This window comes from Nocardioides sp. SYSU D00065, assembly GCF_017916425.1.
Classification (GTDB): domain Bacteria; phylum Actinomycetota; class Actinomycetes; order Propionibacteriales; family Nocardioidaceae; genus Nocardioides.
Genome location: NZ_JAFMSX010000002.1, coordinates 12,350 through 34,755, shown reverse-complemented (window position 1 = coordinate 34,755; position 22,406 = coordinate 12,350). Strand labels below are relative to the sequence as shown.

Here is a 22,406-nt window from a genome sequence, read left to right as displayed (position 1 = left end):
GATCGGCCGGAAGGCACGGACCTCGCCGTGCCTTCCGGCCTCCGGGTGGCTGCTCAGTTGTAGACGGGCTCGAGGTCCCACTTGATGGTGTCGGGGTCGCCCATGGCGTCGGGCACGACGAGGTCAGCCGTCAGCCTCGGGTGCGAGGCGCCCCACGGCACGTCGATCACGACGTTGCCCGGGCGCCAGGACTCGGCGTGGGGGAAGCTCGAGTCCTCGCACTGCCAGATCGACTGGGGCAGCGGGTTGTTGTATCCCATGTTCACCTCGTAGGCCCTTCTGGCGGTGTCGATGCTGATGTGCCCGGACCGCGGGTCGAGCGGCACCGCGGCGGCGTCCTGCGCCCATGTGCAGTAGCCGTTGTCGCCCTTGAGGGACCAGCTGACCGTCCCGGACTCGAGCGTGTACCACAGGTGCTGACCCGTGTCGGCGCTGTAGGTGAAGCGGACCTGCATCGACCAGGTGCCCTCGTCCTCCGCGACCGACTCCATGTTGTAGCCCGACATGGTGCCCACATAGGCATCCGGGTGCTCCGAGTGCTCCGGGGGCTCCGGGTGCTGCGGGCGCTCCGAACGGCACGACTGCTTCTCCTCGACCGTGTCGTCGCAGATGTCGGGATCGGTCGGGGTGTTCTCCGTGCCTCCGGGGGCTCCGCCGTCGCACAGGTCGTTGCCGGGCCCGCCCGTGCAGGTGTCAGCACCTTCGCCGGCCTCGATGAGGTCGTCGCCGGCGAGGCCGTCGAGCCGGTCGTCGTAAGGGCTTCCTGTGAGGGAGTCGTTGCCGTCGCCACCGACGAGGTGGGTGCCCGAGGCCGTGGCGACGAGCGAGTCGTCACCGGCTTCGCCGTCGGCGAAGGCCTGTGCCGCAGCGACGGTGATGTCGTCATCGTCGTCACCGCCGGATGCGAAGTCCTTCGTGCCGCCGCCGGTGTGGAGAGTGTCTCGGCCCTCGTCCCCGTAGAGCCGGTCAGAGCCACCCCCGCCGTTGAGGCGGTCGTTCCCGTCCTCCCCGCGCAGGCGGTCGTCCCCGGCTCCGCCGTCCAGCCGGTCGTTGCCCGGCCCGCCGAGGACGATGTCCTTGCCCGCGCCGCCGTCGACGACGTCCTTGCCGTCGCCGGCGCAGACGACGTCCTTGCCGCCTCCCCCGAGGATCTTGTCGTTGCCGCCCTTGGCGACGATGACGTCGTTCTTCGCTGTGCCGCGCAGGACGTCGCTCTTGTTGGTGCCGACGATGGTGGCCCTCTTGCCGTCGCACTTCGGCTGTGCCGCGGACGCCGTCTCCTGCAGCGCGAGCGGCGAGAGTGCGACGAGAGCGACGGTGCTGGCCGTCAGGAGTCTGGCGATCAAGGTGGTGATCCTTCTTCGATGGGTGAGTTGGTGGTGGGAGGTACGCGGGGCGTCGCGGCCGGTCGTGCTGCTCGACAGTCGCCGGTCACGTGGCGCTGGAGACGCCCTCGGCGTGGAGGTCGAGGCGCCAGCGCCAGGTGGGTCCGTCGTTCGGGTCGGCGACCTCGCCGACCTTCTCGAACCCGCATCGGTGCAGGACCGCGGTCGAGGCGTTCTCCTCGGGCATGGTGGTCGCGGTCATCGACCCCACCCCGTGCCGCTGCGCGAACCGCAGCCATGCCTGGACCGCCCTGGTCGCGTGGCCCTGGCCGCGCGCCTCGGGCGCCACGCTGTAGCCCACCTCGACGGTGTCGTCAGCGGGCGGGCCCGTGAAGCCGCCGAGACCGACGACCGCTCCACGCTGCTCGTCGACGATCAGGTGGCTGAACCACTGCGGTGCCATCCCGCTCTCGAGCGCCTCGACGATGTGCCCGAGCGCCTCGGGGAAGGCGAGGTAGCCCTCCGCCACCGACAGGCCGAAGGTGTCGCGGAAGGTGTCGGGCCCTGCCAGCAGCGCACGTGCGTGGTCGAGGGTGAGTGGCAGGACTGCCGTGGTCGGTGAGTCGCGGTGTTCCATGTGGGTTCCTTCGAGGTGGGTGCGTGAGAGGCGCGCCTCGCGGCGGCCTCGCATGTCCCAGTCTCGGGAGCCACGTCGGACCGACGCATCGCCCGCGGGGCGCGGCTGAAGTGGACCCGGAAGCGACGGCGGTCAACCTCGCGACTGATCGAGGTGATCCCTGAGAGGGACGGTCGGGGCGGCGGAGGCGGGACCGAGTGCCTACGCCGCAAGGCTGATGCGGCCTCCCCTCGGGGATGACGCGCCGCAGCTTGATCCTTCAATAACCTGCAGCCATGGACGCCTGGCAACGACTAGCGGACGTGCCTGCTGCGCCTCGGCGCGCAGACATCTTCCTCCTGAGCGGCGTCGGCGCGTGGGCCGCGATCGAGGCGGTCTTCCTCCAGGGCCCGGGTACCACCGAAGAGCGTCTGCTGTTCGCCTTCTGCTGCACCGCGCCGCTGCTGTGGCGCCGGCGGTGGCCCACCGCTGTTCTCGTGGTCGTCTCCGTCGTCCTCGTCGCACGAGCATGGGAGGCCGGGGTGCCCGAGGAAGGGGCCACGCCCCTCCCTGCTCTGCTGATCACGGCCTTCACCTGCGCGTTCCGTGCTCCACCTGTCCACGCCGTCGTCGGTCTCCCCATCCCGCTGATCGCCATCTCGACCGCCGCAGAGCTGAACTACTACATCGGGGACCCGACCCTCGCCGACTACGCCGTGATCACGTTCATCTTCGCCACGACGTGGTCCGCGGGTTGGCTGCTGCGCCGTCGAGTCGAGGCCGAGCGGCGCGCGCTGGCAGCGACCAACGAGCTGGCACGGCTCACCGTGCGCGACGCGGTGACGGCCGAGCGAGAGCGCATCGCCCGAGAGCTGCACGACGTCGTGGCGCACTCGCTGTCGATCGTCACCATGCAAGCCGGTGCTGCCCAGAGCCTGCTGCGAGTGGACATCGACAAGGCCGACCACCATCTCGAGGCCGTCCGGCGCACGTCGCGTCAAGCCCTGGTGGAGATGCGCCGACTGCTCGACGTCCTGCACCAGACCCCCCGCGACGGCGACCCTGTGCCGGACCTCGGCCAGATCTCGGAGCTCATCGAGCAGCACCGCCTGACCGGGCTGCCGGTGACGCTGCACGAGGACGAGCCTCGCCCCGCACTCGCGGCCGGACTGGGCCTCGCGGCCTACCGGATCGTGCAGGAGTCACTGACGAACGTGCGCAAGCACGGTGGCGACGTACCGACCAGCGTCGACATCCGCTACGCGAACGACCGCGTGGTCATCGAGGTCGTCAACGATCTCCCCGAGACCCCCCTCGCCGCTGAGGGGAGCGGCCGGGGACTTCCTGGGATGAAGGAGCGCGCCCGGCTGCACCACGGTTCACTTGTCGCCGGCCCCCGCGAGGGCCGCTACCACGTTCGCGCCGAGCTGCCATTGGAGGCATCACCCGCATGAGGACACCACGACCCCTCGACCGCTGCTACGCCGGGGGTGCCGCATGACGCGGATCCTGGTGGTCGACGACCACGCGTTGGCGCGCGAGGGCCTCTCGGCGATCCTCGGTGCGCAACCCGGCATGGAGGTGGTGGGGGAGGCAGTCGACGGCCGGGCCGGCGTCGCCGCCGCTCGCGAGCTGTCCCCCGACGTCGTGGTCATGGACCTCCGCATGCCCGGCATGGACGGCATCGAGGCGACCCGCCTCATCACCAGCGAGCAGCCCCAGGTCCGGGTCCTGGTGCTGACGACGTTCGACCTCGACGAGTACGTCTATCGCGCCCTGCGTGCCGGCGCCAGCGGCTTCCTGCTCAAGGACGCGCCGCCCTCGGAGATCGCGCACGCGATCCGCAGCGCGGTCGACGGCGAGACGCTGCTGGCGCCGACGCTCACCCAGCGGCTCGTCGAACGGTACGTCGAGGGGCCGGACCCGGAGGCCGCCACGCAGCAGCTCGCCGAGCTCACCGAACGCGAGGTCGAGGTGCTGAAGCTGCTCGCGCGGGGCCTGACGAACGCGGAGGTCGCGTCCTCGCTCTACCTCAGCGAGGCGACGGTCAAGACGCACGTCGGACGAGTGCTCGCCAAGCTCGGACTGCGGGACCGGACCCAGGCGGTGATCCTCGCGTACGAGACCGGACTCGTCCGTCCCGGCAACGCCGACGTGTAGCCGCGTGAGCCTCGCGTCGCGCGGGAGCACGACCTCGGTCGCACGAGCGTCCGCCGCGCGGTCGATGCGTCTGCGGGCCGCGACCGCCGAGGCTGGAGCCGTCAACCACGTCACCTAGGAGGCTCCCGTGCCCTCGCGCACCTCGATCTGCTCGCTCGCCGCGACCCTGGCGTTCAGCGGCGCCCTGTCCATCGCCGCCGCACCCGCCCAGGCGGCGGCGTCCTCCGCCGACCTCACCACGCCCGCCGCCCGGCAGGCGGGTGCGCCGGCGCAGAAGGCCGCCGCAGCCGGCGGCGTCATCGTCTTCGTCCGAGACCACAACCTGTGGGTCACCCGCGCCGACGGCACCGGCGTCCGCGCGGTCACCACCGACGGCACCGCCACCTCGCCCTACGAGGACCCGTCGATCAGTGACGCCGGCGTCATCGTGGCCATCCGCAACGGCGACATCGTGCGGGTCGGCCAGGACGGCACGCACCTGGGCGTCCTGGACGCGAAGGACCTCTTCGTCCCCAACGAGGACACGGTGTTCATCACGCCGGTCTTCGACCCGGCCATCTCCCGGGACGGCTCCAAGATCGCCTACTCCCAGAGCCGAGCCGAGTCCTACGGCGGCGAGATCGTGACGGAGACGCTGACCGCGTTCACGGACAGCTCGCAGATCAGCGACGTCGACAAGTACGGCATCGTCGTCGGCGGCCCCGCCTCGTGGGTCACGGACCAGCGCGTCACGATCAACCGGAACGGCGACGTCCACCTGCACGACCTCGGCTCGTCGTCGAGCTTCCCCTGGTTCCGGCAGGACGACTTCATCCCCAACGACCCGACCGACCCGTTCGACTTCGTCGGGTTCAGCGACGCGAGCGTGTCTCCGGACCGCCACCGTGTGCTGTTCCGCTTCGGGCCGGTGTCCTTCGGGTCCGCGGCCACCCGGCAGGACCCCGCCACGGGCCGCCCCGGTCCGGCCAACGGTGAACCACAGTGCTGGATCAGCTCCGACATCCCTGCCCAGAACGGGAGGAACGTCATCGAGTCGCCGGCCTTCGGCCCGGACAGCGACTCGGTGGCCTACGAGGAGGCCGGCGACCTGTGGGTGCTGCAGGGCATCTCGGCGTGCGACGCGTCGACGACCATGACCAAGATCGTGCCGAACGCCCACGACCCCGCATGGTCCCCCGCCACGCTGACTGCTCCGGCGCCCAACCCGCAGCCGCAGCCGAACCCGCAGCCGAACCCGCAGCCGCAGCCCAACCCGCAGCCGAACCCGCAGCCGCAGCCGCACGCTCCGGAGAAGACGTTCCAGTCCAAGTCCAAGCCGAAGGTCGCCGGGCGCTTCGTCGTCGGCGCTCGCCTGAAGGCCACTGTCGGCACCTGGAACGTGAAGCCGCAGCGCATCTCCTTCTCCTGGCTGCGCAACGGCAAGGTGATCAAGGGCGCCACCGCGCGGACCTACACGGTCAAGCGCGCCGACCGCGGTGCCCGGATCGCCGTACGCGTCACCGTGCGACGGGACGGCTACAAGACGGCGACTGCCGTCTCCGCCGCGCGCCGCGTCAAGCGCTGATCCCGACGCGCACCGCTGACCACCCCCGCTCCGTCCCGGTCTCCCCCACACCCGGGACGGAGCGGGGGTCCGCTCACTGCCCGTGGTCGGTGACGAGACGCGCGGCAACGGCCGCGTGTCGCCTCGTCCGACCGGCACCTCACGCACTATCAACGAGAGCAGCATGACGAACCACGACGAAACCGCTGCCGCGCGCACCACGCCCCCGGCAGAGACGACCAGGTCCGACGGCGGTCCCGACCACCCGCGTGGGGAGAGCCCATGGGCGTTCCCCCTGCGCATCCGCACGCGCCGCACGCTCCTTCGCCGGCACGACCTCGGCGACGCTGCCGACCTGCTGCGGTTCCACTCCGACCCGGAGGTGACCCGCTACCTCCCGTGGCCCGTGCGTGACCTCCAGGCCGTGCAGGAGACGTTGGCCACGAAGGTCGACCAGACGGCTCTCGATCGTGACGGAGCCTGGCTCAGTCTCGCCGTCGAGGAGCTCGACTCGGGCCGTGTCATCGGGGAGGTCCTGCTGTGTCGCAGTGACAGCGCGCACGGCGTCGCCGAGGTGGGCTATGCGTTCGCTCGCGACCGGCACCGCCGCGGCTACGGGACAGAAGCCGTCGCGGCTCTGCTCGACGTCGCGTGGGCTCAGCTTCCTCTGCAGTCGGTGGTCGCTCACATCGACGTCGACAACGCTGCCTCGCGCCACATGGTCACCAAGCTCGGGTTCCGGGAGGCTGGTCACAAGGACGGGTCCGACGTGCTGCTGCGTTACGTCCAGGACCGCCCCGGCCCCAGCCGGACGACCGAGCTCGGCTGACCCCGATCACCGCACGTTCCGCGGTCCTTCCCACGGCAGCTCGGGCGCCTCGGTGACGACCGTGAGTCGTGCCGTGCAGCGCGTGAGTGCGACGTAGAGGTCGGCCGGTGTCATGTCCTCGGGCGCCACCAGGACGACCTGGTCGAACTCCAGTCCCTTCGCCTCACGAGGCGTCAGCACGGTGACGTCTCGCTCGCCCGTCGCCGCCCGGCAGTCGGCGATGCGGTGCCGCGGCGCGACCACCGCCGTCGTTCCGGATCCTGCGTCATCGAGCATCGAAGCCACCGCGACCGACGTCGATGCGGCCGCGTCGTCGACGGCGCGCCAGACCTGCACCGGACGGCCCGAGCGGCGAAGCGCGCGCGGGGCGCGCAGGTCCGGGCGCCACCCCGCCAGCACCTGCGCGGCCACGTCGAGGACCTCCTTGGGCGTCCGGTACGACACATCGAGCTCGGCCAGGCGCCACCGCCCCGCCAGCGCCGGCTCGAGCGCCTCGGCCCACGAGCGCGGCTCGGGCTGCCGTGACGTCTGCGCGAGATCGCCCACCACCGTCATCGAACGCGATGGACAACGGCGGACGATCAGGCGCCAGTCCATCGGTGTCAGCTCCTGCGCCTCGTCCACCACGACGTGGTCGAACACCCAGTCCCGGTCGGCCAGCGCTCGCTCGGCCAGGGTCCGGTGGTCCTCCTCGGTGAAGCGGTCGGCCAACGCCGCCGCCTCGAGCGCGCCCACGCGGGCCGCATCATCCCAGTCGATCTCGTCGGCAACGTCATCGTCCTCCAGGGCACGCGACCCGTGGAGGATCTCCAGCACACCTCGCGCGTAGGCCTCCTGCTCGCGACGCGCTCGAGCCTCAGCGGACCGCTGCGCCGTGTCGTCGTGCCCCACGAGCTCCGCCGCCTCATCGAGGAGCGCCACATCCGAGGCAGTCCACGGTGCGTCCGCTTCCCGCCGCAGCAACGCCTGCTGCTGCGGCGTGAGCAAGTCTTTCGCGGCAGTCGACAGCAGCTCGGCGTCGGACCACAGCAGGCGCAGCAGCGCGAGCGGCGTCAGGCGGGGCCACATGTGGTCCAGGAGGCCGTCGAGCTCCTCCGACTCCTCGACCTCCGCCCGCAAGGCAGCTCGATCGTCGTCGTCGAGCCACGACGTACCGTCGTACGGATCCGTGCCGATCGCACGCGCCCACGCATCGGTCACGACGTCGACGACGCCGTCGCGGCACGTCGCTCGCGCCAGCTCGTGCGGCAGGCCGGTTGCCCGAGCCCGGTCGCGTGCGCGTCGCAGCTGGTCCCGTCCGAGCCGCAACGGTGTCCCGTTGAACACGATCTCCACGTCGCTGCGCGGCGCGCGCTGCAGAGCGGCCACGGCGTTGGTGAGCACCTCGACCATCACGAGCTCGCCCTTGACGGTCGCCGTCTGGGGCCGCTCCGTACCGTCGGCGACCACGCCGGGAAACAGGTCGCCGATGGTCGCAGGGACCACAGCGGTCTCCCCCAGCGCCGGGAGGACCTCGGACACGTACTGGAGGAAGTGGCGCGTGGGGCCGACGAGAAGCACCCCGCTTCGGGCGTAGCGCTCCCGGTTCTCGTACAGCAGGTAGGCCACCCGGTGGAGCGCGACGACGGTCTTGCCGGTCCCCGGCGCCCCCTGGACCACGAGCGTTCCACGCCGGTCTGCCCGGATGATGGCGTCCTGCTCGGCCTGAAGCGTGGTGGCGACGTCCTTCATGCGGCCAGTTCTGGGGGCGGACAGGGCGTCCAGCAGGTGGCGACCCGGCTGGGCCACACGCTGCGTCCCTCGCTCCTGACCTGACGGGTCCACAGCTGCGTCGCCGTCGAGCTGCAGCCACTCGTCGTCGTGTGCGACGAGACGATCGTCCCTGACGACGAGATGGCGTCTCAGACGCACGTCGAACGGACGCGCGGCTGTCGCGGTGTAGAAGGAGCGTGCGACCGGTGCACGCCAGTCGACCACGACGGGTGTCTTGTCGTCGGCCGTGATGGCCGTCCTGCCGACGTACACCCGAGTCCCGTCCACGAGGTCGAGGCGTCCGAAAGCTGGGTTGCCCAGCGCGGCCGTCAGGCCCGCGAGCCTCGAACGCAGCCGAGCGATGTCGGCTTCCCGTTCCACCACGTCTGCTGCTCCGTGAGTCGTGCGGGCCAAGACGTCGGCGAGCGCCGACTCGGTCTCTTTGCGCACGCAGTCGCGACGCGCCGCGGCACGCCGGACCAGCAAGGCATCGCTGCATTCGCCGTTCACTTGAATAGCACCGATAGAATTGATCTCGAATGCTTCTTCATTGTTCTCTGGCCGGTTATTCATAACCGGCCATGTTATCGCGTGGGCCTTTTTCGTCGTATCCTCCAATTGCGTCGACGGGAATTCCCGGCCGGTTTGTCTGGCGTGCCTATCGGCGTGCGGCACGGACCCGTCCACGTCGGTCGAGAAGGTGACGGACGTCCATCTCAGGTATGACCGACGTCCGATTCACCGGCGAATGACAGGAGCAGCACGGGCGACGCCGTGGACCGCTCGTTGACCAGACGATTACGGCATGACTTCCATTCCTGCTTCTCCCCAGCCCTCGACCGTGCCGATCAGCGGGCAGACCCGATCGCCCATCTCGTCGAGACTCGCCGTGGCCTCCGCCGCGGTCGCCTCCGCGGTGTCCGCCGTGACCGGCATCCTGCAAGTCGTTCACGAGCCCTCGAGCGATGTCGCCATCGTCGGCGTCGAGCACGTCCTGATCGGGGGGCTCAGCGTGCTCCTCGTCGCGCAGCTGCCCTTCCTGTACTGGCTCGGCTCCCAGACGAAGACATGGCCTGTCTTTGTCGCCGCCCTCGGCATGGTGCCCCTCGCCGCGGTAGCCACCGTCTCCAACGTGCAAGGTGAGGACCCCGCCTACTTCGCCGCCATCGCCGCACCCGCCAACCTGCTCTGGCTCGGCGGCCTGGTCGCACTCGCTGTCGCCAGCAAGCGGTTCACCCGCCTTCCCCGGCCGCTGACCATCGCCCTTCCCATCACGTGGGTCGGCACCATTCCCCTGTCGTCCTTCGGCGGCGGCGTACTCGTCGCCGCGTTCTGGGCGGCCGCGGCGTGGGTCATCTTCGCCGAGGACGACGCGGAGGCAGACGCATGAGCCGCCGCCCTACGCGTCGGAGCGGGCGGCTGCTCGCCGCGGCCGGACTCCTCATGGCCACGCTGTGCGGCCAGCTCGCGGCTGCCGGGTCCGCGAGCGCCGGCCAGGTCGGGCTCACCACCCACATCCGCGGCGCCGGGTCAGTGACCATCGTCGAAGGGGACGTCGAGGACGATGGCCCGACGTTCTGCGGCTTCAACAGCCAGCAGGACGACCGGGTGACGCGTACCTGCATGCGCGTGCGCAACTCCGAGATCCTCGAGGCGTGGCTGTGGTTGCGAGCCCAGCCCTCGCCGACACCGGCAGACAACTGGGTCTTCGGCGGCTGGACCGGATGCCACGAGACCCGCGAGGTCGACGGCTTCGTCGAGTGCGGGGTGCACTCCGAGGCCTTCAACAGCGTCGAAGCCGAGGTGACGGCCCGCTTCGTCGACGTACGTCCTCCCGAGATCACTGCCGTCGACGTGCTCCAGCACCCGTTGCTGGAGCGGACGTACGGTTTCACGTGGACCACCGACCGCGCAACGTCGGAGTGTCAGCTCGACGAGCGTGCGTGGTTGGCCTGCTCGTCGCCCAGGATCGGCCAGTTCGCTGAGGGGGAGCACCAGTTCAACGTCCGGGCGGTCGACCCGTCCGGCAACCGGAGCGCCGTGCATTCGGCGACGTTCGACGTGGTCGACACCGAGATCGTCGGTGCACCCAGCAAGATCTCGAACAGCACGTCCCCGACCTTCCGGTTCTCCAGCGCACACGCCGAGGACTACGTGTGCAGCCTCGACGGCGGAGCGGAATGGCCGTGTGCCACCTCCGCGGCACCGACGACCACCCTGTCCGCCCTCAGCGGCGGGCTGCACGAGCTCGCGGTCCGCGCCCGCCACGGGAGCGCGGTCGACCAGCTGCCGGCCAAGTACCAGTGGCGCATCGACACCATCGCGCCGGAGACGACCATCACGAGCTTCGACGCCACCGACGACGGTGCACGCATCGCGTTCGTGGGCGACGACGCCGACACGTTCGAGTGCCGACTCACGACGAACGGCACGCCGGCGGCTTGGAGAGCCTGCAGCTCACCGCATGCAGTGCACGGCCTCGGCGCAGGTGCCTACCGTCTCGAGGTGCGCGGGGTCGACGCCGCCGGCAATCCGGACCCGACCCCCGAGTCACGGACGTGGGAGATCAGCGGAGGCCAGCCCGACCCGGATCCGGACCCCGGCGACCCGAACCCCGGCGACCCGAACCCCGGCGACCCGAACCCTGGTGACCCGAACCCTGGTGACCCGAACCCTGGTGACCCCGATCCGGGCCCGAACCCCAATCCCGGCCCCAACCCCGGCCCCCACCCCGGCCCGGGCCCCGACGCTCGAGCGCCGGAGACCGCCATCACGGGCGGGCCTGAGGAGGATGGGATCGTCCTCGGACGGTCCGTCGAGCTGACGTACGCAAGCGACGAGGCCGCGCACGCGTGGCGTTGCACCCTCGACGGGCAGTCGCTTCCCTGCGGCAACGGCGCAGTGGCGCTGGACGTCGTCACGCCCGGAACCCACACCTTCGAAGTCGCAGCGATCGACGGCGCTGGACACGTCGATGCGACGCCCGCCGCCCGCACCTTCACGGTGCCCGCCTCGGCGAAGGCGATGAAGAGGAAGGGGTTCGGCATCAAGCGAAGCACCAGGGCCTGGGCTGGCGTGGAGGCGCGCGCCACCAAGCGCGGCGCACGCCTGAGCCACTCGGTCACGGACGCTCGCTGGGTCGCGTTGGTGGTCACCACCACCAAGCGAGGGGGAACGATCATCCTCACCGCTGCCGGCAAGAAGCAGACCGTCCGGCTGAAGAGCAGGTCCACGCAGCGGCACCGCATCATCCGCGTGCCTGCCTTCGCCACCCCCTGGTCCGGAAAGGTGACCATCGAGGTGAAGAGCAACAAGCGTCCGGTCGTCATCGAGGGCATCGCGGTCGCGACCCGCTGACGCCTCTGGCGCGGCGGTCGCCCGCCGCCAAAGTTGAGAGCCGCCCCCGTCGCGGGGGCGGCTCTCGGTCGGTCACGGGACCGCAGAGGACGCCCGGTCGTCGGGACTCGCGCCGAAAGCGTCCTCAGCTGCCGCCCGGCTCGTCTGCGCCGGCCTCGTCGCCGTACAAGCGGGACAGCGATGCCTGCATGTGGCCCCGCACCGCCTCAGGGCCTTGCTCTGGCAAGGAGGCGAGGTAGGCCCGGTGCTGTCCCACCAGTTCCGCCACGGAGTACTGCCGCCTGTCCGCGCTGAGCAGGAGCTGCACCTCGGTGCTGAGCTGCGCGTGCAGCCGACTGAGACGTGGCGATCCCGCGGCGTCGACGATCGCGTGGTGGATCCGGCTGTGCGCCGACTGGACCGCGACCACGTCCGATGACGACGTCGCCTCCAACGCGTCGACGGCCCCTGCGGCCGCATCGAGGACGGCCGGCGGCCACGGCGCCTGCCCGTGCCGCTCGCACAGGATGCGCACCGCCTCGGCCTCCAGTGCGGTACGCACCAGCTGGAGGTCGGACGCCTGCGCGAAGTCGAAGCGTACGACCCGTGCGCCCCGGAATCGTTGCGTCTCGACCAGGCCCTCGACGCGCAGCTCGCCGATGGCGCTTCGAACCGTGTGTCGGGACACGGCCAGGTCGTCGGCGACCTGTTCCTCGCGGATCGCGGACCCCGGCGCTCGTACGCCACCGAGGATCTCGCTCCTGATGGACGCCGCAACGCGTTCGACCGCTGTCTCCCGGCGCACCTCCTGCACGCGGCAACGCTAGTCCAGGGCTGCCGCTCGCGCTCGACGCGGCCGGGAGGACGAGCGTGAGGGCGCGGGCGTCGGCGCCTCGACCGGGCGCCAATCGATCGGGCGGCGCTCCCTCGACTCCTGTCCAGTGGCCTGCCCCACCAGGCAGCACATCAGCACGACGCAGCCCAGGATCTCCCCCGGGCCGAGGCGCTCACCCAGCACGACGACGCCCAGGGCCACCGCCGTCAGCGGTTCGGCCAGGGTCAGGGTCGCAACCCTGGCAGGGGCCATGCCAGCCAACGACCGGCCCAGGAGGAGGTTGCCCGCGGCGGTCGTCACGATCCCCACCCACAGCAGACCGGCCGCGCCGCCCGGCGTCAGCACCCAGTTGAGGTCGGTGGTGAGCCACCAGGGCGCCGCCATGCCCGCCGCCCCCACGACCAGGAGCGTCATGGTCGTGGCGGCAGTGCCGCCGTGCCGGATGAGGTGCGCACCACCCGTCGCATAGCCAGCGAAGGCGGCCCCCGCCGCCAAGGACGCCATCGTTGCCGCGGCGTCGAGCTGGCCGAGGTCCGTCACAACGCCGGTCGACAGTGCGAGGCCCGTCACCGCGCCGCCGGTCCACAACACCCACGAACCCGAGGGCCTCCACCTCGCTGACACGACCTGCAGGGCCCCCGCGAACACCGGCGCCGACCCCAACGCCAGGACCGTCGCCATCGCGGCGCCGTTGCGCTGCACCCCGAAGAAGAACAGCGGCTGGTAGGCGATCATCGCGCAGACGCTCGCGGCCAGGACGCCTCGTCGCCCCGGGGAGCGCCAGTGCGCTCGCAGCTCCCCCGCGAGGCGAGCGCGTGCGAGGAAGGCCAGCACGAGGCCGCCCACCACGATGCGCCCCAAGCCGATGGACGCCGCACTGGCGTCCTCGGCCAGCCGCACCGCGAGCCCGGCACTGCCGAAGAGCGCCGAGGCCAGCAGTACGCACCCGGCGGGCGAGACCATTCTCACCGCGTTATTGTTACACAATCTCCTGCGCGCACCTGCTCGCCCCGCATCCGTCCCAGCAAGGAGGCGACCTTGCCCGACCACGACCCGGTCCGGAGCCCTGTCGGCGACCCCGAGACCCTCGGCCTCAGCGACGACCTGCGCGACCGTGTTCGGTTCCTCATCCGAGCCCACGAGCTCGCGGACGTGGCCCGGCTCAACCGGCTCGTCAGCGACAGCCGACCCGAGAGCAGCGCCGAGCACAGCTGGCACCTGGCCCTCACCGCGATCGTCCTGGCCGATCATGCCCCCGACGGAGTCCGCCTCGACCGGGTCGTGAAAATGCTGCTCGTCCACGACCTCGTGGAGGTCGTCACCGGGGACACCGTCATCTTCGACGAGTCGGCGCGCATCCAGGCAGAGGAGCTCGAGCGCCGCGCTGCCCGCGAGATCTTCGGCCAGCTGCCCGCCCCGAGCGGCGCTGCGCTGCACGAGCTGTGGTCCGAGTTCGAGGACGGCACCACCCTCGATGCGCGGTTCGCGCGAGCCCTGGACCGGCTACAACCGATCCTGGTGCACTGGGCGGGCGCGGGACAGGCGTGGGCCAGCCGCGGCATCACCGCCGACCAGGAGCGGGCCATCGCAGCCAGGGTCGCGTCGTTCGAGCCGACTCTGGCCCCACTCGCCGACGCCCTCGTGCAGGACGCGATCGGCCGGGGTCTCCTGCGACCGTCCTGAGCCGCGAGCCTTCCCACGAGGCGACTCGTCTCAGGTCGCGAGTCCCGGACGAGCACATGGAGACTCCCCCGGGGTCTCGGGTCCCCGGGGGAGTCGGAGCCGCCTGTCGGAATCGAACCGACGACCTAATCATTACGAGTGATTCGCTCTACCGACTGAGCTAAGGCGGCGTGGCCTGCCGAGGGCTGCTCGAAGGGCCGCGGGCGAGTATACGGACGACGTTCATCTGGACTGAAATCACGGGGTCGGCAGGACCGGCTAGGTTCGGCAGGGATCGCTCCACCCCCACCCCAGGAGGCACCATGCCCACTCGCACCGCACGTACGGCCTGGAACGGCGGCCTGCAGGACGGCTCCGGCCAGGTCGAGCTCACCAGCTCCGGCGCCGGCACGTTCGACGTCGACTTCCCCAAGCGCGCCTCCGACGACGCGCAGGGAGCGACGAGCCCCGAGGAGCTCGTCGCCGCGGCACACTCCGCCTGCTACGCGATGTCGCTGTCCAACGTCGTCACCCAGGGCGGCGGCACCGTGCACTCGCTCGACGTGTCCGCCGACGTGACGCTCGGCCCCGACGAGGAGGCCGGCGGCTTCAAGCTGACCGGAATCGCGCTGACGGTGCGCGGTGAGGTCGAGGGCCTGGATGCGGCCGGCTTCGCCGAGGCCGCCGAGAAGGCCGAGCAGGCCTGCCCGGTCAGCAAGGCGCTCGCCGTGCCGATCACGGTCGACGCGTCCCTCGAGGGCTGAGCCTCAGCCAACCTGTCAGCAGCGCGTCCCGTCGTCGGGGACCGCCTCCTCGATGAGGTAGTCCTCGACGACGCGGTCGATGCACTCGTTGCCGGCGTTGTACGCCGTGTGGCCGTCGCCGTCGCGCTCGACGAGCACGCCCGACTCGAGCTGCTCGGCCAGCGCGACCGCCCACTTCAGCGGCGTCGCCGGGTCGCGCGTGGTGCCCAGCACCAGGATCGGGGCGGCGCCCTCGCCGCGGACGCGCAACGGCTCCTCGGTGGAGGTCACCGCGACGCCGCGGCACGTCGTCATCCCCCACGCGAACACGCGACCGAACGTCGGCGACGCCTCCTCGAACTGCGCGAACAGCGACGGCACCCGGGCGAACGGCACGGACGCCGGGTCGTCCAGGCAGTTGATCGAGTAGTTGGCCTCGACGGAGTTGTCGAGGTACGAGCCGTCGGCGTTGCGCGAGGCGTACGCGTCGGCCAGCTGCAGCAGCGCCGCGCCCTCGCCGTCCAGGGCGGAGGCCAGGGCGGTGCTCAGCAGGAACCAGTAGTCGCGGTTGTAGAGCGGCGTGATGATGCCGTAGAACGCGTTGCCGACCGTCAGGTCCCGATCGCCGGCCGGCAGCGGCTCGTCCTCGATCGAGTCCAGCAGCCCTGAGATCGTCGCCAGGCCCTCGTCGACGGAGTCGCCGAGGAAGCAGTTGTCGGTGGAGTCCAGGCAGTTCTGGACGTAGGCCCGCAGCGCGGTCTCGAAGCCCGTGGCCTGCTCCAGCGAGAGCCCCCGCGAGTCGAGCGAGACGTCCACGGCGCCGTCGAGCACGAAGCGGCCGACCCGCTCGGGGAACAGCTCGGCGTACGTCGCGCCGAGCTTGGTGCCGTAGGAGGCGCCGAAGTAGGTCAGCGTCTCCTCGCCCAGCGCGGAGCGCAGCACGTCCATGTCGCGCGCGGCCTCGACGGTGGTCACGTGCCCGACCACCGGGCCGGACTCCTCGACGCACTGGGCGCCGAACGTCAGCACGGACTCGCGGTAGTCGGCCCGCTCGGCGGCGGTGTCCGGCGTCGGGTCGGCCGCGAGGTAGGCGTCCAGCTCGGCGTCGCTGAGGCAGTCGACGGGGGCGGACCGGCCGACTCCGCGAGGATCGAACCCGACGACGTCGAAGTGCTGGCGCAGCGGCTCGCGGAAGACCTGCCCGGCGGCAGCGGCGTACGACGTCCCCGGCGCGCCGGGGCCTCCGGGGTTCACCACCATCGAGCCGAGACGCTCGCCGGTGGCCGGAACCCGCAGCAGGGCCAGGTCGATGCTCTCGCCGCGCGGCTCGGCGTAGTCGACGGGCACGGTGAGGATGCCGCACTCGTGGTCGGCGTTGCTCTCGCACGGCTGCCAGTCGATGCGCTGGGAGTAGAGGTCGGCGAGCTCGGCGCGCGGCGCCGCGGTGACCGACGGCGGTGGCGGCGTGGTTGGCGACGGCGTCGGGCGACCGGCCGGCCGGTCGTCGCCGCTGCCACCGCCGCCCTGGAAGGACAGCCCGACCGCCACCACGGTGACCAGGATGACCGCCAGGACGACCACGAGGGCGACGGCGCGCCTCACTGCCGGCCTCCGGGCAGCCGGAGCGCGACCGTCATCGACTCCAGCGCGAGCTGGGGCGGCACGTTGAACTCCAGCATCTGCTCGCGGGCGGTGAAGATCGCGTCGATCATCCGCAGCAGCTGCTCGGGCGAGGCCGCGCGCGCCACCACGGCGACGTCGCCGCGCAGCTCCTCGTTGACCAGCAGCCCGGGGGCTCCCGCGCTCAGGGCGATGGCGTCGCGGTAGACCGAGACGAGGTCCATCAGCGCCCGGTCGATGACGTCGAGCACGCGGCGCTTGGCCTTCTGCTTCTGCAGCTTCTCCAGCCCGCTCAGCGCCGCCTTGTAGGAGCGGCTCGCCAGGTCCTTGCGCTCGCTGCCGAAGATCGCCTGCAGCTCGGCGAGCTCGCGCTTCTCGGCCTCGGCGGTGATCGCCTCGGTCTCCTCCTTGGCGAGCTCGGCGAGGTTGGTCGCGGCCGTCATGCACGAGCCGAGCGAGGTCAGCCGGGCGGGGATGCTGACCACCTCGCGCCGGCGCGTACGGGTCTGCTCGTCGAGCGCGAGGGCGCGGGCGCGCCCGATGTGGCCCTGGCTGGCCCGGGCGGCGAAGCTGGCCACCGTCTCGGAGACCTGGTCGTTGCGGGTGAGGAACCGCGCCACGTCCTGCGTGCCGGGGGTGGCGAGCGTCAGGGTGCGGCAGCGCGAGCGAATGGTCGGCAGGACGTCGCGCACGGTCGGCGCGCACAGCAGCCACACCGTCTTGGGCGTCGGTTCCTCGATCGCCTTGAGCAGCGCGTTGCCGGTGCGCGGGTTCTCCGGGGTGCCGAGCCGGTCGGCGTCCTCGATGACCACGATCTGCCAGCGGCCGATCGCGGGGAACTTGGCTGCGGCCTGCACCAGGTCGCGCATGTCGTCGACGTAGAGCACCGACGTCTCCGACCGCACCCAGGTGATGTCGGGGTGGGAGCCGCTGATGCCGAGCCGGCACGCCTCGCACTGCCCGCACCCGGTGCGCTGCTCGCACTGCAGGGCGGTCGCGAACGCGCGCGCGACGTTGGAGCGGCCCGACCCGGGCGGTCCGGTGAAGAGCCAGGCGTGAGTCATCCCGCGGCCCGACGCGGCGTGCTGGAGCACCTCGATGGTGGGGCGCTGGCCGACGAGGTCGTCCCAGACCGGCGACGCGGTCGTGGGCGTGCTCACGCCCGCTCCAGCAGCGGCGCGACGCGGGCTCGTACGGCGTCGGCGATCTCGTCGATCGGGTCGCGGGCGTCGAGCACGAGGTAGTGGTCCGGATCCGCGGCTGCGAGGTCGAGGAAGCCTTGGCGGACGCGTCGGTGGAAGTCGAGCGACTGTCCCTCGATCCGGTCACGGCCCGAGAAGCGGTCGAGGCCGGCCTGCGGCTCGAGGTCGAGCAGAACGGTCAGGTGCGGTCGCAGGTCGCGCGTGGCCCACCGGGCCACCGCCTCGACCTCAGCGACGTCGAGCGTGCGCCCGGCGCCCTGGTAGGCCAGGGTCGAGTCGACGTAGCGATCCGTGATCACCACCTCGCCGCGCTCCAGCGCGGGCAGGACGACGTGGTCGACGTGCTCGGCCTTGTCGGCGGCGTAGAGCAGCGCCTCCGTACGGTCGGACAGGTCACCGGTGGCCGGGTCGAGCACGATCCGGCGCAGCTCTTTGCCGACCGGGGTGTCGCCCGGCTCGAACGTCAGCAAGACCGTGCGGCCACGCTCGACCAGCCAGTCGCGCAGCAGGCGCGACTGCGTCGACTTGCCGGCACCCTCGCCGCCCTCGAAGCAGACGAAGAGCCCGCGGTCCGGATACGCCCCTGCACTCACGCGCACACCCTACGGGCGGGCGCCCACACCCGGTGGCCCCAGCCGTCGCCTGCTCGTGCCTGTCCGGGCGCGGAGTCGTAGACACGCGGACAGAACCCCCGCCGGCGAGGCGTGGCCACGCAGGGGCGCAGCGGTTCCGGACGACCAATGTCCGCGCGTCTGCGACGGCCGGCCGGGTGAGCGAGGGCGCAGCGACGCCTCCACGGCCGGTTCAGCGAAACGGCCGCGCGGACGGCCGACCCGCCACTACCGTTCGCCGCATGGATCTCAGCCGCTTCTCCACGCCGCAGCGCATCTCCGGCATCGCCATCGTCGTCGTCGCGGTGGCGGCGTTTCTGCCGTGGGTGTCCGTCTTCGGCTTCGGCGTCGCCGGCATCCGGGGTGACGGCGTCATCACGCTCGTCCTGGCGCTGGTGGGCGGCGTCGCGCTCGCCGTGCGGACCGGGCTCCTTCCGCAGCAGCGGATTCCCGCCCGGGCGGGCTTGATCGCCTCGCTGGTGTGTGCGGTGCTGGTCGCCCTCATCGGCCTGCTCGACATGAACGGCGCAGCCGCCATCGGCCTCTACCTCACCCTCTTCGCCGGCATCGCCTGGGTGGTCGGCTCGGTGCTCGAGCTCAAGGACGCCAAGACCGAGTCCGGGGCAGCTCCGCAGGCCTGAGCGGTCGGGAGAGACGCTCTCACGGGAGCCCGCCTGTTCAGGGGTGGTGACCCAGCACCTCCTGCTGGTCGGATGGTGACCATGGCGACCGCGCCCAGGACCATCGACGACCTGCTCTCCGAGGCTCGCGCCGACCTCGTCCGCCTGACGCCCGCGCAGGCGTACGACGCGCAGGCGGCCGGCGCCGTCCTCGTCGACATCCGTCCGGAGGCCAACCGGGTCACCGAGGGCGAGCTTCCCGGCGCGGTCGTGGTCGAGCGCACGGTCCTCGAGTGGCGGCTCGACCCGGCGTGCGAGGCGCGCCTGCCGCTCGCGTCGTACGACCTCCACGTCGTGGTGGTCTGCAACGAGGGCTACTCCTCGAGCCTGGCCGCGGCCACCCTGCGGCAGCTCGGCGTGCACCGGGCCACCGACCTCGTCGGCGGCTTTCGGGCGTGGCGGGCCGCGGGCCTGCCCGTCGGGTGACCGGTCCGGTTGGCCACAAGTAGCCCCAACCGCCCCAGCTTGATCACGGTACGTCGTCGAACGGGCACTTCCCGTGCGGAGTTGACCCAGGGAAGTGCCCGTCTAGCGACATACCGTGATGGACAGGCAGCGCGTACGCCAACAGGCAGCGCGTACGCCAACAGGCGGCGCGTACGCCGGCAGCGCGTACGCCGACAGGCGGGCGGCGTCAGGACTTCTTCGCCGCAGCCTTCTTCGACGTGCTCTTCTTCGCCGCGGTCTTCTTGGCGGCCGTCTTCTTCGCAGCCGTCTTCTTGGTGGGAGCCTTCTTGGCGGCCGTCTTCTTCGCGCCGGCCTTCTTCGCGGGGCCGCGCTCGCGCCGCTCGGCGAGCAGCTCCGCGGCCCGCTCGAGGGTGATCGACTCGACGGTGTCGTCCTTGCGCAGGGTCGCGTTGTACTCGCCGTCGGTGACGTACTCGCCGAAGCGGCCCGCCTTCACCACGACCGGCTGCCCGGAGACGGGGTCGTTGCCGAGCTCCTTGAGCGGTGGGGTGGCCGCGCCGCGGCCGCGCTGCTTGGGCTGGGCGTAGATCGCCTTGGCCTGGTCGAGGGTGATGTCGAAGATCTGGTCCTCGCTGGTGAGCGAGCGCGAGTCGGTGCCCTTCTTGAGGTACGGCCCGTAGCGACCGTTCTGCGCGGTGATCTCCGTGCCGTCGTCGTCGGTGCCGACCACGCGCGGCAGGTCGAGCAGCCGGACCGCGTCCTCCAGGGAGACCGTGTCGAGCGTCATCGACTTGAACAGCGAGCCGGTGCGCGGCTTGGCCGACTTGGGCGCGTCCTCGGGCAGCAGCTCGGTGACGTAGGGGCCGAAGCGGCCGTTCTTGGCGACGATCTGCAGCCCGGTGTCGGGGTGGGTGCCGATCACCTGCTCCTCGCCGGCCGGGTTGGCCAGCAGCTCCTTGGCCTTGGCGACGGTCAGCTCGTCGGGCGGCAGGTCGTCGGGCACGTTGGCGCGCACGGGTGCGGCGTCGCCGCCGTCGGGACCGGGGCCCTCGACGTAGGGGCCGTAGCGGCCCACGCGGAGGTTGATCCCGTCCTCCGGCGCGCCGATGGGGAAGGTCGCCATTTCCTTGGCGTCGATGTCGCCGAGCTCGGTGACGAGCGTCTTGAGGCCGACGACGTCACCGGAGCCGTAGTAGAACTCCGCGAGCTCGGTGGCCCGGTCACGCCGGCCGTTGGCGATCTCGTCGAGGATGTCCTCCATCGACGCGGTGAACTCGTAGGACACCTGGCGCGGGAAGTGCTCCTCGAGCAGCCGGATCACCGAGAACGCCAGCCAGGCCGGCACCAGCGCGGTGCCCTTCTTGTAGACGTAGCCCCGGTTGAGGATGGTGCCGATGATCGAGGCGTACGTCGAGGGCCGGCCGATCTCGCGGTCCTCGAGCTCCTTGATCAGCGTCGCCTCGGTGTAGCGCGCCGGCGGCTTGGTCTCGTGGCCCTCCGGCGTCAGCGTCGCCGCGGAGACCGCGGCGCCCTCGGTCAGGTTGGGCAGGCGGGTCTCGGCGTCGTCGCGCCGCTTGGACGCGTCGTCGATGTCCTCGACGTAGGCCTTGAGGAAGCCGTGGAAGGTGATCGTGCGCCCGCTCGCGCTGAACACCACGTCGCGCCCGTCGCTGGCCGCGCCCCCGATGCGGATGGTCACCGAGTTGCCGACCGCGTCCTTCATCTGGGAGGCGACGGTGCGCATCCAGATCAGCTCGTAGAGCCGGAACTGCTCCCCGGACAGGCCGGTCTGCGCCGGCGTGCGGAACGTGTCGCCGGCGGGACGGATCGCCTCGTGCGCCTCCTGGGCGTTCTTGACCTTGGAGGCGTAGGTGCGCGGCGCGTCCGGCAGGTACTCGGCACCGTAGAGCTCGCGCACCTGCTCGCGCGCGGCACCCACCGCGGCGCCCGAGAGCGTCGTGGAGTCGGTGCGCATGTAGGTGATGAAGCCGTTCTCGTAGAGCCGCTGCGCGACCGACATGGTCACGCTGGCGCTCATCCCGAGCTTGCGGCTCGCCTCCTGCTGGAGCGTCGTGGTGCGGAAGGGGGCGTACGGCGAGCGGCGGTAGGGCTTGGACTCCACCGAGCGCACGGCGTACGCCGCCTCGCTCAGGCCGGCGGCCAGCGCCTCGGCGTCGGCGCGCGAGAGGTGGACGCGCTCGGCCTTGCCGCTCGAGCCGGACTTGAGCTCGCCGGTGTTGTCGAAGTCGGCGCCGCGGGCCACGCGCACGCCGTCGACGCTGTGCAGCTTGGCGGGGAACATCCGGGGGTCGTGCCCGGTGCCGGCGTCGAAGGTGGCGTCGAGGTCCCAGTAGGAGGCGAGGCGGAACCGCATCCGCTCGCGCTCGCGGTCCACGACCAGGCGGGTCGCCACCGACTGCACCCGGCCGGCGGAGAGGCCGGACATGACCTTCTTCCACAGCACCGGGGAGACCTCGTAGCCGTAGAGGCGGTCGAGGATGCGGCGCGCCTCCTGCGCCTCGACGAGGTCGTCGTTGATCGAGCGCGGGTTCTCGACGGCGGCGAGGATCGCGGGCCGCGTGATCTCGTGGAACACCATCCGGTGGACCGGCAGGCCCTTCGGCGGCTTGAGCTCGTCGAGCAGGTGCCAGGCGATGGCCTCGCCCTCGCGGTCCTCGTCGGTGGCGAGGTAGAGGGCGTCGGACTCCTTGACCAGCTTCTTCAGCTTGGCGATGTGGCTCTTCTTGTCACGCGGCACGACGTAGTAGGGCTCGAAGCCGTTGTCGACGTCGACGGCGAGCCGGCCCCACGGCTTGTCCTTGATCTTCGCCGGGGTGTCCGCGGCGTTGTTGGGGAGGTCGCGGATGTGACCGATCGAGGACTCGACGACGTAGTCCTTGCCCAGGTATCCGCCGATGGTGCGGGCCTTGGCAGGCGACTCGACGATGACGAGCTTTGCCACGTGAATGTGCTCCCTCTTGTTGCTGCCTGGTGTTGCTCGGCGCCGCAACCGTAGCGCCACATCCCGAGATCGCCACTCCTCGCGGTCCACAGGGGCGCCCCGCGGACCGGCGGGCGGGCACC

General features: G+C 71.4%; 19 protein-coding genes and 1 tRNA gene. 10 read left to right on the top strand and 10 right to left on the bottom strand.

Translation table 11 applies throughout. From position 1 onward, the window contains the following. Positions 1 to 53 precede the first annotated feature (53 nt). Both J3P41_RS08240 and J3P41_RS08235 read right to left on the bottom strand, forming a co-directional pair. The gene (locus tag J3P41_RS08240) at positions 54 to 1,346 is read right to left on the bottom strand and encodes a hypothetical protein (RefSeq protein ID WP_210649850.1); all 1,293 of its coding nucleotides are present in this window, start codon (positions 1,344 to 1,346) and stop codon (positions 54 to 56) included. An 85-nt stretch (positions 1,347 to 1,431) separates the two neighbouring features. Beyond that, positions 1,432 to 1,962, bottom strand: coding sequence for a GNAT family N-acetyltransferase (locus J3P41_RS08235; protein WP_210649849.1), 531 nt, complete (start codon positions 1,960 to 1,962; stop codon positions 1,432 to 1,434). A 302-nt stretch (positions 1,963 to 2,264) separates the two neighbouring features. On the opposite strand from J3P41_RS08235, the gene J3P41_RS08230 reads away from it, so the two are divergent. From J3P41_RS08230 to J3P41_RS08215, 4 genes are all read left to right on the top strand, one after another. Continuing rightward, complete coding sequence (locus J3P41_RS08230) at positions 2,265 to 3,395, top strand: sensor histidine kinase (protein ID WP_210649848.1); 1,131 nt, start codon at positions 2,265 to 2,267, stop codon at positions 3,393 to 3,395. A gap of 43 nt (positions 3,396 to 3,438) precedes the next feature. Beyond that, on the top strand, positions 3,439 to 4,101 hold the full coding sequence (locus J3P41_RS08225) for a response regulator transcription factor (RefSeq protein ID WP_210649847.1): 663 nt from the start codon (positions 3,439 to 3,441) through the stop codon (positions 4,099 to 4,101). A 127-nt stretch (positions 4,102 to 4,228) separates the two neighbouring features. After that, positions 4,229 to 5,665 carry a hypothetical protein gene (locus J3P41_RS08220; protein WP_210649846.1) on the top strand — a complete coding sequence of 479 codons (1,437 nt, stop codon included), beginning with the start codon at positions 4,229 to 4,231 and terminating at the stop codon, positions 5,663 to 5,665. 163 nt (positions 5,666 to 5,828) lie between these two features. Further along, positions 5,829 to 6,473, top strand: a complete 645-nt coding sequence (locus tag J3P41_RS08215; protein ID WP_210649845.1) for a GNAT family N-acetyltransferase — start codon at positions 5,829 to 5,831, stop codon at positions 6,471 to 6,473. Between the two features lie 6 nt (positions 6,474 to 6,479). On the opposite strand, the gene J3P41_RS08210 is transcribed toward J3P41_RS08215, so the two are convergent. Next, positions 6,480 to 8,900 carry an AAA family ATPase gene (locus tag J3P41_RS08210; RefSeq protein WP_210649844.1) on the bottom strand — a complete coding sequence of 807 codons (2,421 nt, stop codon included), beginning with the start codon at positions 8,898 to 8,900 and terminating at the stop codon, positions 6,480 to 6,482. Positions 8,901 to 9,150: 250 nt separating this feature from the next. Here J3P41_RS08210 and J3P41_RS08205 point away from each other — a divergent pair, with 250 nt between their 5' ends. Beyond that, positions 9,151 to 9,615, top strand: a complete 465-nt coding sequence (locus J3P41_RS08205) for a hypothetical protein (RefSeq protein WP_210649843.1) — start codon at positions 9,151 to 9,153, stop codon at positions 9,613 to 9,615. Continuing rightward, on the top strand, positions 9,612 to 11,582 hold the full coding sequence (locus J3P41_RS08200) for a hypothetical protein (protein WP_210649842.1): 1,971 nt from the start codon (positions 9,612 to 9,614) through the stop codon (positions 11,580 to 11,582). Before J3P41_RS08205 ends, J3P41_RS08200 begins: the two co-directional genes overlap by 4 nt. A gap of 124 nt (positions 11,583 to 11,706) precedes the next feature. On the opposite strand, the gene J3P41_RS19250 is transcribed toward J3P41_RS08200, so the two are convergent. Both J3P41_RS19250 and J3P41_RS08190 read right to left on the bottom strand, forming a co-directional pair. Then, positions 11,707 to 12,375 carry a GntR family transcriptional regulator gene (locus tag J3P41_RS19250; RefSeq protein WP_210649841.1) on the bottom strand — a complete coding sequence of 223 codons (669 nt, stop codon included), beginning with the start codon at positions 12,373 to 12,375 and terminating at the stop codon, positions 11,707 to 11,709. A 9-nt stretch (positions 12,376 to 12,384) separates the two neighbouring features. Beyond that, a complete protein-coding gene (locus J3P41_RS08190) occupies positions 12,385 to 13,359 on the bottom strand; it encodes a DMT family transporter (protein WP_246861968.1) in 975 nt (324 codons plus the stop codon). A 75-nt stretch (positions 13,360 to 13,434) separates the two neighbouring features. Between J3P41_RS08190 and J3P41_RS08185 the strand changes: the two genes are divergently transcribed. Continuing rightward, the gene (locus J3P41_RS08185) at positions 13,435 to 14,079 is read left to right on the top strand and encodes an HD family hydrolase (RefSeq protein ID WP_210649839.1); all 645 of its coding nucleotides are present in this window, start codon (positions 13,435 to 13,437) and stop codon (positions 14,077 to 14,079) included. A 97-nt stretch (positions 14,080 to 14,176) separates the two neighbouring features. On the opposite strand, the gene J3P41_RS08180 is transcribed toward J3P41_RS08185, so the two are convergent. After that, positions 14,177 to 14,249 (bottom strand) — tRNA-Thr (locus J3P41_RS08180). 132 nt (positions 14,250 to 14,381) lie between these two features. Between J3P41_RS08180 and J3P41_RS08175 the strand changes: the two genes are divergently transcribed. Next, positions 14,382 to 14,822, top strand: a complete 441-nt coding sequence (locus J3P41_RS08175) for an OsmC family peroxiredoxin (protein ID WP_210649838.1) — start codon at positions 14,382 to 14,384, stop codon at positions 14,820 to 14,822. Positions 14,823 to 14,837: 15 nt separating this feature from the next. Here J3P41_RS08175 and J3P41_RS08170 read toward each other — a convergent pair whose 3' ends face one another. Genes J3P41_RS08170 through tmk form a run of 3 tightly spaced genes read right to left on the bottom strand, consistent with a single transcriptional unit; the run spans position 14,838 to position 18,216 of the window. Further along, positions 14,838 to 16,403, bottom strand: a complete 1,566-nt coding sequence (locus J3P41_RS08170; protein ID WP_210649837.1) for an alpha/beta hydrolase — start codon at positions 16,401 to 16,403, stop codon at positions 14,838 to 14,840. Then, complete coding sequence (locus J3P41_RS08165) at positions 16,400 to 17,581, bottom strand: DNA polymerase III subunit delta' (RefSeq protein WP_210649836.1); 1,182 nt, start codon at positions 17,579 to 17,581, stop codon at positions 16,400 to 16,402. The genes J3P41_RS08170 and J3P41_RS08165 overlap by 4 nt, the downstream gene beginning before the upstream one ends. Beyond that, a complete protein-coding gene (gene tmk, locus J3P41_RS08160) occupies positions 17,578 to 18,216 on the bottom strand; it encodes a dTMP kinase (protein WP_210649835.1) in 639 nt (212 codons plus the stop codon). Before tmk ends, J3P41_RS08165 begins: the two co-directional genes overlap by 4 nt. Before the next feature lie 260 nt (positions 18,217 to 18,476). Between tmk and J3P41_RS08155 the strand changes: the two genes are divergently transcribed. Together J3P41_RS08155 and J3P41_RS08150 are read left to right on the top strand one after the other, a co-directional pair. After that, positions 18,477 to 18,875, top strand: a complete 399-nt coding sequence (locus tag J3P41_RS08155; RefSeq protein WP_210649834.1) for a hypothetical protein — start codon at positions 18,477 to 18,479, stop codon at positions 18,873 to 18,875. 81 nt (positions 18,876 to 18,956) lie between these two features. Further along, complete coding sequence (locus tag J3P41_RS08150; RefSeq protein WP_210649833.1) at positions 18,957 to 19,340, top strand: rhodanese-like domain-containing protein; 384 nt, start codon at positions 18,957 to 18,959, stop codon at positions 19,338 to 19,340. A 208-nt stretch (positions 19,341 to 19,548) separates the two neighbouring features. On the opposite strand, the gene topA is transcribed toward J3P41_RS08150, so the two are convergent. Next, the gene (gene topA / locus J3P41_RS08145; RefSeq protein WP_210649832.1) at positions 19,549 to 22,284 is read right to left on the bottom strand and encodes a type I DNA topoisomerase; all 2,736 of its coding nucleotides are present in this window, start codon (positions 22,282 to 22,284) and stop codon (positions 19,549 to 19,551) included. Positions 22,285 to 22,406 lie beyond the last annotated feature (122 nt).

What these genes read in the sequence shown, in the direction of transcription:
- J3P41_RS08235 (WP_210649849.1), bottom strand. Translation starts at nt 1,962, where the DNA reads ATGGAACACCGCGACTCACCGACCACGGCAGTCCTGCCACTCACCCTC.
- J3P41_RS08225 (WP_210649847.1), top strand. Translation starts at nt 3,439, where the DNA reads ATGACGCGGATCCTGGTGGTCGACGACCACGCGTTGGCGCGCGAGGGC.
- J3P41_RS08175 (WP_210649838.1), top strand. Translation starts at nt 14,382, where the DNA reads ATGCCCACTCGCACCGCACGTACGGCCTGGAACGGCGGCCTGCAGGAC.
- J3P41_RS08155 (WP_210649834.1), top strand. Translation starts at nt 18,477, where the DNA reads ATGGATCTCAGCCGCTTCTCCACGCCGCAGCGCATCTCCGGCATCGCC.
- J3P41_RS08190 (WP_246861968.1), bottom strand. Translation starts at nt 13,359, where the DNA reads ATGGTCTCGCCCGCCGGGTGCGTACTGCTGGCCTCGGCGCTCTTCGGC.
- J3P41_RS08215 (WP_210649845.1), top strand. Translation starts at nt 5,829, where the DNA reads ATGACGAACCACGACGAAACCGCTGCCGCGCGCACCACGCCCCCGGCA.
- J3P41_RS08200 (WP_210649842.1), top strand. Translation starts at nt 9,612, where the DNA reads ATGAGCCGCCGCCCTACGCGTCGGAGCGGGCGGCTGCTCGCCGCGGCC.
- J3P41_RS08150 (WP_210649833.1), top strand. Translation starts at nt 18,957, where the DNA reads ATGGCGACCGCGCCCAGGACCATCGACGACCTGCTCTCCGAGGCTCGC.